Below are 9,840 nucleotides of genomic sequence, written 5' to 3'. Positions count from 1 at the left end.
ACGACGACCGCCCCCGCGCCTCCAAGGTTCCGCGCCGGGGTGCCGATCCCAAGGCCGCCCGCGCGGCGGCGGCCGAGCGCGGTCGCGAGCGGGTCGGTGCCATCACCGCCGTGGGCGAACGCCGGGTCCTGGTCGAGCGCCTGCAGGCATCCCCCGAGGCCCCGGCGCCCGAGCCGCACCGCCGGGTTCGCTTCCGCAAGGAGGACGAGCAGGGCGGGGCCCGCCAGGGCGACGAGCGCCCCCATCGCGGCGAGCGCCAAGATCGCGGCGAGCGCCAAGATCGCGGCGAGCGCCAAGATCGTGGTGAGCGCCAAGATCGTAGTGAGCGCCAAGATCGTGGCGAGCGTCATGCCGCCCCGCGCCGGGCGCCCACGGGCGATGCCCGTCCCCGCCGCCGGGACGAGGGGGAGGCAGCGCCGGAGCGCCGCGGCCCGACCGCTCCGCGCCGGTTCGATGGCGAAGGCCGTCCACCCCGGGAGCGGAGCGAGGGAGCGCCCCGTCGCGAGCGTCCCGCCGGGGCCGCGGCCCCGGAGCGCCGCGATTCCCCGGGCGACCGCTCCGGTCACGAGCGTGGGGGCTTCAAGGGAGCGGGCAAGAGCTTCGGTGACCGGAGCTTCGGCGGCAAGGGGGCCGGCGGCAAGAGCTTCGGTGGCAAGAGCTTTGGCGGCAAGAGTTTCGGCGGCGAGGGGGCCGGCGGAAAGCCTGCCTTCAAGGGCGGCGCCCGCCAGGGCGACAGCGCCCGGGACGGCGCCAGGGGCGAGTCCAAGGACGGCTTCAAGGGCGGTTTCAAGGGGGGCTTCAAGGCCGGTGGCGGGCGCCCGGGTGCCCGGCCCGGCGGCGGCGGGGCGTTCAAGCCCGGTGGCGCGAAGCCCGGCGGCCGGCCGGGCGGTGCCCGGCCTGGCGGCAAGCCCGGCCCCCGGGGCGGCGGCGGGGGCCGTCCGCCGCGCGGCAATGGCTGATGCGGCCGGCGGCGACGCCCGCCCGATCCGCTGAGGCGCGGCCGTGAGGATCGTCGGGGGGGAATGGCGCGGGCGCCGTCTCGCGGGCCCGAAGGCGGAGGGCATCCGCCCGACCTCCGACCGCCTGCGCGAGGCCGTGTTCAACGTGCTCGCCCATGCCTACGACGATCCGGTCGAGGGCGCGATCGTGCTCGATCTGTTCGCAGGCACCGGCGCCCTCGGGTTCGAGGCGCTCTCGCGCGGCGCAGCCCGCGCCCTCCTCGTCGATGACGGCCCGCATCCGTGCGGGCTGATCCGCGACACGATCGCGGCGCTTGGCTGTGGGTCCCGCGCCCGCCTGATCCGCCGCGACGCGACCCGCCTCGGCCCCGCGCTGGAAGGGGCCGCCACCCTCGTCTTCTGCGATCCGCCCTACGGCAAGGGTCTGGCCCCGGCCGCCCTGGCGGCGGCGGTTGGGGGCGGCTGGCTCGCGGCGGACGCCCTCGTCCTCGTCGAGGAATCCGCGGGCGCCGGACCGGTCCTGCCGGATGGTTTCGCGGAGCTGGAGCGGCGGAGCTATGGCGAGACCACGGTGACCTTCGCCCGGTTCGCCCCCTGATCCGTGCGCCGCGCGGTTCGGGCGGGCCGGCTCAGGCGGGAGCGGGGGATGAGAGGCCCGGCGCCCCCTCATGGAGGGTCGTCCCACAAGTCCGGGCCTCGGCGCCGATCCCGGAGCCGGGCCGTGGATCGTCGTGGCCCCCTCCCCCTTCGGGGTCGGACCGCACGATCCGCCGTCCGGCGCGTTGTCGGCATCGACCGCCCTCGACCGGAGTGCCCCATGCGTCCCGTTGCCGAACCCGCCTTGGCCAAAGCGACCTCGGCCAAAGCGCCCTCGCCCAAACCGACTCTTACCAAGCTGGCTTTGGCCGCCCTCCTCCTGGTGACCCTCGGCGCGACCGCACAGGCCGCCGCGTTCGATGCCCTGAAAGCGGATCTCGCCGAATGCCTGCGCTTCGAGCGCGGCGGGGCGCAACGACAGGCGCCGGCGGCATCCCGGACGGTGTTCGCGATCCAGCGATGCGGCGAGGAGATGGCGCGGCTCGATCGGGCGGACGGGCGTCGGCTGCGGGGCGATCACGGGCTCAGCCCGTCGTCCCGATCGGTCCTCGACAGCGTCTTCGGCTCCGAGGGACGGGGGCGCCCCTCGAGCCGGCCGCGATGAGCCGCGCCCCCGCGCCTCTCGTTCGGACCGGTTCGGCGGGCGCCGGCCCCCGGCGCGCCGGGGGCGTCGCCGCGGGATACGACCCGCGGTCCCACGGGCGTCCTGTCGCAGACCCACCGGTGGACGTCCCGCCCCGCCGTCGCGGCGCCGAGGGGGATCCGAGGGAGACAGGCTCTTGAGCGACATTTCCCCCGACGACCCACGGGTGCGGCTCGCCGAGGACCGCACGATCCTCGCGGCGGAGCGCACCTACGCCTCGTGGCTGCGCACCGGCCTCGCCTTCCTCGGGGCGGGGCTCGCCGCCCAGCACTTCCTGGCCGGATCGGTCTCCGGCGGGGCGCTCCGCCTCCTGGCCCTGGCCCTGATCGCCTGCGGCAGCCTCTGTTTCGGTCTCGCGGTGTGGCGCGATCACACGCTGCGCCGCCATCTGGGATCCGCCCAGGTCCCCCTGATCGCGCGCGCCGTCACCCTCGGCCTCGCCCTGATCCTCGGGTCGATCGCGGCCCTGGCGGCGGTCATGCTCTGGTGAGAGTGTGGATGCGCGGGGCAGGCCGCCGGCCCGGTGCCGGGCCAGCCGTCCCCGCGATCGCGCGCAAATCCCACGCGCCGTCTCAGGAACTCCGCCGCTTCGCCTTCGCGGCCTCGATCATGGCCGCGAATTTCTTCTGCATCCGCTCGCGCGCGGCGGGATCCCACAAGCGGTTCCCCTCCATCCATATGTTGTTGGGGGTGGGCTTGAGGTAGGTGGCCGCGCCCTTTTCGGGATGGCGCTTTTGCGCCAGCTCGAAGATGATCCGGCAGACATAGGCCGCCTTGGTGATGGTGACGATCTCGCGAAACAGGGCGCGCGGAAAATCTTCGGCGACGACCCGGAAATAGTGGTCGTATCGCCCGCAGATATCAGCCGCAGCAGTCAGGTTGCCGATATTGTAATAGTACCCGCCGGCGAGAACGCTGGCCCTGATGAGGTTGAAGATCGCTCTCGGCGAGGCCTTCACGCCGTCTTCGAATTTCTTATCGAAGAGTGCACGCGCGATCTGCTCGAAACTCTCGACATCCGACCGCCAGACCGCCAGGTGCAGTCTGAAGGCGAGGGTCGAGCCCAAGACTTCCAGATCCGGCTCGGCCTCGAACGCCGCGGAATTCTCCAGGCAGAAGGCGTGTGCCCAATCCAGGATAGGCTCACGATCGCTCTCGATCGCCTGATAGCTCACGGCGACCAGCGCTCTGGAGTGGAGTTCGATGTTTCCGGGCGTATGGGCGATGGAGTTGCGGGCTGCGAAGAAGCGCGTATCAAGGTCTTCGACCCGGGTGGCCCAGCGCAAATTGTTGTTGAGCTGATTGATATCCAGCGAGAGCAGTCGGTCGAGGAAGTAGTTCTTCGGATCGTGGGGCAGTTTGCGCCACTCGTTTCCTTCCAGAACGCGGATCGACATGGCGGACACGTTCGTCTCACCATCGAACGTGATGGTTTCGGTGACGGCCTCATCGACGGCGCCGCGCGCCGTCAGCGGGATCCGATCGGGGTCGCGACCGATCCGGTCGATCACCAGTTCGACGGCTTCGATGTCAGTCGCGGACAGCTTCCAAGAGAGGAGAATGTCCTTGTCGCGAATTTTTCCGACCAGCGCGATGCCGCTTTCTCTGACCGGAACGTCTTCCTTCACCTGGGTCATCGTTCGGCATCCTTCCTGAACATTCCCGTCACGACCTCTCCGGCGGCTCGCGGCCGAAGGCGACCCGCTCCCTCCCGGCCGCCCCTCGCCTGTGCCTGAGCGCGGCGCGTCCGTCACCCGCGCCTCACGAAGTCGCCATTCCGCGTCCCCTCCGATATCGCCAGCCGCCGCGTCATTCCAGAGCGCGGCAGGTCACGCCAGCCCCGATCGTCCGGCAGGCCGCCGCACCGTCTTCCGTGCGGTTCCCTTAATCGGCATCGCCGCAGGCCGACGCGCCGGAGGGGCGGTCCGTCGACCTCGGTCACCCGGCACGGCCGGCAAGCGACCCGATCCCCCGGCCGACAGCGTCGAGCCCGTCGGTCAGGGCCCGTCGGTCAGGGCCCGTCGGTCAGGGCTCGTGGGGGCAAGCGGTGGGCCACCGCGCCGGGCCGGGACGTTCGGCCCGGCGCCGAGAACTCAATCTGCCATTTCATCAGTAGTGCGGCGTGTCAACGAGGGAATTGTGCGTTCCAAGCCTCCAGATTGCACCTCTGTTTTCACCGTTTTTTAGGGTCTGAAAATTTAATAACTTCAATAAGAATGTCGTCCGCCATCGACAGCGTCCGTCCGAGCTCATCCAGGGAATGCTTCGAATGCAGCTGTCGCGGCGTGATTTCTTCAAGCAAGCAGCCGCCGGCGGTATCGCGATCACGGTGTCCCCGTTCGGGCCGGTTCAGGCGGCCCTGGGTGTGGCCCGGCCGTTCCTCGCGCATGAGACCCTTCCCGAGGCGAGCGGCCCCGGCCCCGTTCTCGGCCGGATCGACGGCGCCGCCAAGGTGACCGGCACCAAGCTCTACGCCTCGGATTTCCGCGCGGCGGACATGCCGGGCTGGCCGCCGCAGACGCGGCATGCCCTCCTGCTGCGCGCGCCCGATGCCACGCATGTCTACGAAGGCCTCGATCTCGACGCCCTCGATCCGTCCGCCAAGCCGGACGTGGTGGTCCGGGCGGCCGATCTCGCCCGGGTCGGCGTCACGGTCCCGCCGTTCTACGCGGGACACCTGCTGTGTCCGGAAGGCGAGACGCCACTGTACCTCGGCCAGCCCGTGGCCCTGCTCCTGTTCGAGAGCTTCGACGCGTTCGATCGGGCCCGGCTCGCCTTCCGCGACGGCGCCCTGCTGAAGTTCGGTCCCGAGACCGGCCCGCAGACGCGGCCCAACTACGCCGCCTACCGCTTCACCCGCGTCGCGGGGGCGGGCCCGGACGCGCCCGACCTCTATTCGCCGATCCAGGCGGGCTGGATCAGCCCGGGCTTCACCGAGGGCAGCGGCCGGCCGATCTGGGCGCCGCTGCCGGTTTCGGAGGGGGGCGACTACGCCCAGGGGGCCGCCCATGGCGAGGCGATCCGGGCCGAGCTCAAGGCCGCCGACCCCGCCGTTCTGACCCTGGAGCGGGCCTTCGCCACCCAGTCGGTCGATCCGATGTTCCTGGAGCCCGAGGCCGGGCTCGCCTGGTACGAGCCGTCGGGCAAGGTGCTCGACATCGTGATCGGGGTGCAGTCCCCGTTCGAGGCCGCCGAGGCGATGGCCACGCTCTTCTCCGCCGCGCAGCCGGATTCCCGGCCCGCCCGGATCGATGCCAAGTTCGCCTATGTCGGCGGCGGCTTCGGCGGCCGCGACCACACCCCGTTTCCGCTCTATCTCGCGCTTGCCGCGATGTTCTTCCCCGGCAAGCCGGTGCGGCTCGCCCATGACCGCTTCCAGCAGTTCCAGGGCGGCATCAAGCGCCACGCCTTCGCGATGCGCTCGCAGATCGGCGTCGACCGGGCGAGCGGGCGCATCCGCGCCTTCGCCGCCGACCACGTCCTCGATGGCGGCGGCCTCGCCAATTACTCGTCCAGCGTGGCGGTGGTGGGTGCGACCGGCGCCATCGGCATGTACAGCGTGCCGAAGGTCGACGTGACGACGGTGGCCGAGCACACCCGCGGCGTCACCGCCGGCTCCATGCGCGGATACGGCACGCTCCAGACCCTGACCGCGCTGGAGACGCTGATCGACGAGGTCGCCACCGCGCTGCCCCTCGATCCGATCGAGCTACGGCGGCGCAACGCCCTGCCGACCGGCGGGCGCACGATGACCGGAAACCCCTTCTCGGTGTCGGTGCGCGCGCCCGAGATCCTCGACAAGCTCGAGGCCCACCCGATCTGGCGCGACCGCGCGGCCCACCGGCAGGCCGCCCGTCCGGGCCTCCTCGTCGGCACCGGCGTCGCCTGCGCGACCAAGGATTTCGGCACCGGCGCGGATTGCGCCCTCGGCTCGGTCACCATCGACGCCGAGGGGCGCGTCGCGATCCACGGCGACGCCGTGGAGATGGGCAACGGCATCGGCACGGCGCTCGCCAACCGGGTCGCCGCTCATATCGGCCGGCGCGCCGACGCAGTCACGGTGGCGCAGGTCGACGTGTTCGATGCGCTCGGCCTCGTCACCTCCGGCGACCCTTACGCGATCAGCCAGGCCGACCAGGATGCGGCCGCCCGCGATCCCCGCTGGGTGCCCGCGATCTCGTCGGCGACCAGCGCGTCGATCGGCGCGCATGTGGGCACGCAGGCGGCGGCCGAGGCCGCGCGCGTCGTCTTCCGCTTCGGCCTGTGGCCGGCCGCGCTCGCCCTGTGGGGCATCGCCCCCCGCGATCCGCGGGGGAAACAGTGGCGGGACGCGTACTGGCAGGCGGACATGCTGATCCTGCCCGGCCTGTCGCCCCTGCCGCTCAAGGCCATCGCCGCCAAGGCGCATGAGCAGGGCGGCGTCACGGGCGCGATGGCCCACGCCTTCTCCCGCTGGGCCTGGGCCGAGGCGACCTTCGCGTTGCCGGGCGAGGACTGGACCGCCGACATCGACGCCCTGGCGATCCGGCGCGGCAGCGGCGGGTTCGAGCGCCTCGCGCGCACCTCCGTCGCCTTCCCGCCCGCCGATTACAACCGCATCGGCACCGCGTTCTCCTCGATGTGCGGCACGGCCGTGCGGGTCGAGATCGACCGCGCCACCGGGGCGCTGACCATTGCCAAGGCCTACAGCGTGTTCGAGTGCGGCGAGGTGCTGGTGCCCCAGGTGGTCCTCGGGCAGGCCCAGGGCGGCTTCGCCATGGGGGTCGGCTATGCGCTGCTGGAGACCCTGCCGCCCTTCGAGGACGGCCCCGGAAACGGCCAGTGGAATCTTGGCCGCTACGTGGTGGCGCGCGCCTCCGACCTCCCGCTCCACACCCTCGAGATCGAGGTCCTGCCCCCCCTCTCCCCGCGCGAGCCGCCCAAGGGCATGGCCGAGGTGGTGATGATCCCGGTGGTGCCGGCTTTGCTCAATGCCATCCACGCGGCCACCGGGCACCGGTTCCAGTCGCTGCCGGTGACCCAGGCGATGATCAAGGACATCCTGGCATGACGACGATCTCGCTCACGATCAACGGCAAGGCCGTCGGCCCCCTCGAGGTGCGCGACGCGCTGACCATGAACGACTTCCTGCGCGAGGTGCTCGGCATGACCGGCACCAAGTTCGGCTGCGGGGCGGCGCAGTGCCTGAGCTGCGCGATCATCGTCGACGGGCCGGACGGCACCAGCGCCACGACCCCGACCTGCGTGGTCCCGGCGGTGGAGTTCGACGGGAAGGCGATCCGCACCATCGAGGGCCATGCCGTCGACGGGCGCCTCACCCCGCTCCAGACGCGCTTCATCGAGCATTTCGCCTTCCAGTGCGGCTACTGCACGCCCGGTTTCCTCAACGAGGGGCAGGTGCTGCTGGAGCGGCTGGAAAAGGCGCCGGTGGCCCGCGCCGAGGTGGAGAGGGTGGTGGCCGAGGCCCTCGACGGGCATCTGTGCCGCTGCTCCGGCTACGTGCGGTACCACGAGGCCGTGCGCGACGTGATCCTGGCCGATCCCGCCCGCTTCCTGGCCTGACGGATCGCCATGCGCTCCGGCCTCTCCCTCGGCGCGGCGTTCCTCGCGGCCAGTCTCCTCGTCGGCGCGGCCGCGAGCCGGAGCGACGCCGGGGAGCCCTCGACCCTGGCGCCGCCCCAGAGCTTCGCCGGCATCGCCGATCCGGAGGCGCGCTCGGCCGCCTATTTCACCGAGCTCGGCAAGGTGCTCACCCATCCGCGCTGCACCAACTGCCATCCCGCCGGCGACCGGCCGCGGCAGGGCGACGAGGCCCGGCCGCACCAGCCGCCGGTCTTTCGCGGCGCCGACGGCAAGGGCTTGCCGGCCCTGCGCTGCGCGAGCTGCCACCGCGGCGCCAATTTCGATCCCGCCGGCCTGCCGGGTCATCCGATCTGGCACCTCGCCCCGGCCGAGATGGCCTGGGAGGGCAAGACGGTTCCGCAGATCTGCGCCCAGATCAAGGATCCGGCCCGCAACGGCGGGCGCAGTCCGGGCGACCTGATCGCGCATATCGGCGACGATACGCTGGTCGGCTGGGCCTGGGCCCCGGGACGGGGCCGCAGCCCGGCGCTCGGAACCCAGAAGGCGGCCCGGGCCCTGGTCGAAGCCTGGGTGGAGAGCGGCGCCGCCTGCCCCTGACGATGCCCCCTCGCGACGGCCCCGCCGTCGCAGACCTCGAATCGGCGCGGCAATCCCGTCGCGCCCGCGACCGGACACGCACGAAGGCGGCCGAGAGGGCCGCCGGTGCTGGAGGACCCCCATGAACCGAACCGCCGTGCTGCGCCGTGGCTTGCTCGCCGCCGCATTCTCCGGCTCCGTCGCGCTCACCGTCGGCGGGGCGCGGGCGCAATCGGAGAGTCCCGCCTACATGAACGTCATCGTCGGCGCCAAGGTGCCCGGCGCGGCGCAGGTGGCCAAGCAGAACGTGCTGGCGCTCAACACCGGCATGTTCGAACTCTACGGCGATGCCGGCAAGCTGGTGCAGGCCAGCATCCTCTCGCAGCACCCGGTGATCCTCGGCCTGTTCTCGGGAACGGGCGGACGCTTCATCCTGTACCGTCCGGGCCAGACGCCGCTGGAGGCCCCCCAGGTGCCGGAGGCCTACCAGCTGCTCAAGTCGGTCGGTCACAGCGTGATGGCGCTGGGCGTGGTGGTGGGCCCCCATATCGGCAAGAGCGACGACGCCTCCTGGCAGCCGCAGGTGCGCGCCTACCGGGTACGGCTGCAGGCGGCGCTCGAGAGCATCGACAGTTCGGCGATGCCGGACGAATGGCGCGCCAACAATCGCGAGCTGATCGCCGAGAACATTGCCTTCATCGACCGGGTCACGGCCGCGAAGGTCGTGAGCTTCTCCGACATGCAGGCCTTCGCCGCGGCGCAGAAGAACCGGCTCAAGCTCAACATCAAGTGGGCCGCCGACACCCAGGTGAAACACTGGATGGGCGTGCTGGCCGATTGGAAGCAGCAGCTCGGCGCCGATTGGGAGAAGGTTTATGCTGCCAGCAACACGATCTACGTGGCGCGGCAGAACAACGTTCTCTACAGCGTCCTGGCGCAGTTCTTCAAGCCGGAGGACATCAACGCGCGCCTGATCCTGATCGAGACCGTGTCCTTCACCACCACGCCGCAGGACATGCTGGAATCCCTCACCCGGATCATCGCCGACCGCACGGTCGGCGAGACCTTCTTCGGCAGCCGCTACCTGATGGATTACGAACTGATGGGGGGCGATGCGCGCGACTCCATCGTGGCGCAGGCGCAGGCGAAGGGCGTCACGGCCCATCTGCCGCCGAAGGTGCCGTTCGGCTCCCACCAGTGGCCGACCCTGATCACCACCGGTCCCGGTCCCGCCTCGCTGGCGGATCTGCCCTGACAGACTTGCCTGACACACTTGCCTGCCAGACTTGCCCTGAGATCGGCGCCCGGCCTGCCCCTGTGCGGATCCATCGGGGCAAGCCGGGCCGCGGACGCGAAGCGGGCCTCGTGGCGACGCGACGGGACCCCGGAGGGAGGGATCACGCCTCTAAATAGAAACTGTCTCTTCGGGTGTGATGGCACATGAGAAGCCGAGGCGCTCGATCTGTCGCGCGAGAGCCTTGG

The 9,840-nt window shown here is 71.4% G+C and carries 9 protein-coding genes and 1 pseudogene; 8 read left to right on the top strand and 2 right to left on the bottom strand.

The genetic code is table 11. The features are described from left to right. The 4 genes and pseudogenes from LW587_RS23075 to LW587_RS23060 all read left to right on the top strand — a co-directional run. Positions 1-959: pseudogene (locus LW587_RS23075) on the top strand (pseudouridine synthase); the annotation flags it as partial. A 43-nt stretch (positions 960-1,002) separates the two neighbouring features. Next, complete coding sequence (gene rsmD, locus LW587_RS23070) at positions 1,003-1,557, top strand: 16S rRNA (guanine(966)-N(2))-methyltransferase RsmD (protein WP_232631924.1); 555 nt, start codon at positions 1,003-1,005, stop codon at positions 1,555-1,557. 219 nt (positions 1,558-1,776) lie between these two features. After that, complete coding sequence (locus LW587_RS23065) at positions 1,777-2,160, top strand: hypothetical protein (RefSeq protein ID WP_232631923.1); 384 nt, start codon at positions 1,777-1,779, stop codon at positions 2,158-2,160. A 175-nt stretch (positions 2,161-2,335) separates the two neighbouring features. Further along, on the top strand, positions 2,336-2,689 hold the full coding sequence (locus tag LW587_RS23060) for a DUF202 domain-containing protein (RefSeq protein WP_232631922.1): 354 nt from the start codon (positions 2,336-2,338) through the stop codon (positions 2,687-2,689). An 82-nt stretch (positions 2,690-2,771) separates the two neighbouring features. Here LW587_RS23060 and LW587_RS23055 read toward each other — a convergent pair whose 3' ends face one another. Beyond that, on the bottom strand, positions 2,772-3,836 hold the full coding sequence (locus LW587_RS23055) for a hypothetical protein (protein ID WP_232631921.1): 1,065 nt from the start codon (positions 3,834-3,836) through the stop codon (positions 2,772-2,774). 536 nt (positions 3,837-4,372) lie between these two features. Next, complete coding sequence (locus LW587_RS23050; RefSeq protein ID WP_232631920.1) at positions 4,373-4,588, bottom strand: hypothetical protein; 216 nt, start codon at positions 4,586-4,588, stop codon at positions 4,373-4,375. Here LW587_RS23050 and LW587_RS23045 point away from each other — a divergent pair. From LW587_RS23045 to LW587_RS23030, 4 genes are all read left to right on the top strand, one after another. Beyond that, complete coding sequence (locus tag LW587_RS23045) at positions 4,565-7,249, top strand: xanthine dehydrogenase family protein molybdopterin-binding subunit (RefSeq protein WP_232631919.1); 2,685 nt, start codon at positions 4,565-4,567, stop codon at positions 7,247-7,249. The genes LW587_RS23050 and LW587_RS23045 overlap by 24 nt on opposite strands. Then, entirely contained in the window at positions 7,246-7,761 is a 516-nt protein-coding gene (locus tag LW587_RS23040) for a (2Fe-2S)-binding protein (RefSeq protein ID WP_232631918.1), read from the top strand. The genes LW587_RS23045 and LW587_RS23040 overlap by 4 nt, the downstream gene beginning before the upstream one ends. A gap of 9 nt (positions 7,762-7,770) precedes the next feature. After that, positions 7,771-8,379, top strand: coding sequence for an Isoquinoline 1-oxidoreductase subunit (locus LW587_RS23035; RefSeq protein WP_232631917.1), 609 nt, complete (start codon positions 7,771-7,773; stop codon positions 8,377-8,379). A gap of 121 nt (positions 8,380-8,500) precedes the next feature. Beyond that, positions 8,501-9,613, top strand: coding sequence for a hypothetical protein (locus LW587_RS23030; protein WP_232631916.1), 1,113 nt, complete (start codon positions 8,501-8,503; stop codon positions 9,611-9,613). Positions 9,614-9,840: the final 227 nt, after the last annotated feature.

Source organism: Methylobacterium sp. Leaf118, assembly GCF_920984675.1.
Classification (GTDB): domain Bacteria; phylum Pseudomonadota; class Alphaproteobacteria; order Rhizobiales; family Beijerinckiaceae; genus Methylobacterium.
The sequence above is the reverse complement of the archived record's forward strand: the minus strand, read 5'-3'. Positions and strand labels throughout refer to the sequence as shown.

What these genes read in the sequence shown, in the direction of transcription:
- LW587_RS23065 (WP_232631923.1), top strand. Translation starts at nt 1,777, where the DNA reads ATGCGTCCCGTTGCCGAACCCGCCTTGGCCAAAGCGACCTCGGCCAAA.
- LW587_RS23055 (WP_232631921.1), bottom strand. Translation starts at nt 3,836, where the DNA reads ATGACCCAGGTGAAGGAAGACGTTCCGGTCAGAGAAAGCGGCATCGCG.
- LW587_RS23050 (WP_232631920.1), bottom strand. Translation starts at nt 4,588, where the DNA reads ATGCGCGAGGAACGGCCGGGCCACACCCAGGGCCGCCTGAACCGGCCC.
- LW587_RS23040 (WP_232631918.1), top strand. Translation starts at nt 7,246, where the DNA reads ATGACGACGATCTCGCTCACGATCAACGGCAAGGCCGTCGGCCCCCTC.
- LW587_RS23035 (WP_232631917.1), top strand. Translation starts at nt 7,771, where the DNA reads ATGCGCTCCGGCCTCTCCCTCGGCGCGGCGTTCCTCGCGGCCAGTCTC.
- LW587_RS23030 (WP_232631916.1), top strand. Translation starts at nt 8,501, where the DNA reads ATGAACCGAACCGCCGTGCTGCGCCGTGGCTTGCTCGCCGCCGCATTC.